At 61.5% G+C, this 382-nt stretch carries 1 pseudogene; it reads right to left on the bottom strand.

Going from position 1 to position 382, the window contains the following annotated elements:
* Positions 1-232, bottom strand: a pseudogene (locus EOC93_RS33930) (spermidine/putrescine ABC transporter substrate-binding protein); the annotation flags it as partial.
* Positions 233-382: the final 150 nt, after the last annotated feature.

Here is a 382-nt window from a genome sequence, read left to right as displayed (position 1 = left end):
GGTCATGATAGTTCGGCCAGGTGGCGATCGACATGCGGTCGCCAAGGCTTTCGGCGGCAAAGGCTGATGTCGGCATGATGCCGATCTCGCGCGCCATCACTGCCGTGGCAATGCCAAGGCCGGTGAGGCCGAGGAAGTCGCGGCGGCCGATCGAGCCGCGCTTCAGACGCATCAGCTGGTCGACGAAATTCTCGGGGCTTATCGGCAGTCCGTCACGATATGATTTCGACATGTTTTTCTACCCTCTGGTTGGCCCCGTTGTTCTTGGTCTCCGCAAACGCCAGCGGCGTTCCGGAGGCAAAGCCGATGGCGACGGGTTCACCCGGCTTGAAGAGATTGCCGTGGCCGATCAGATGATCGGCCTTGGCCAGCAGCGTTCCGA

Source organism: Mesorhizobium sp. M6A.T.Ce.TU.002.03.1.1, assembly GCF_003997275.1.
Taxonomy (GTDB): domain Bacteria; phylum Pseudomonadota; class Alphaproteobacteria; order Rhizobiales; family Rhizobiaceae; genus Mesorhizobium; species Mesorhizobium mediterraneum.
This window is presented reverse-complemented; position numbering and strand designations above follow the sequence as displayed.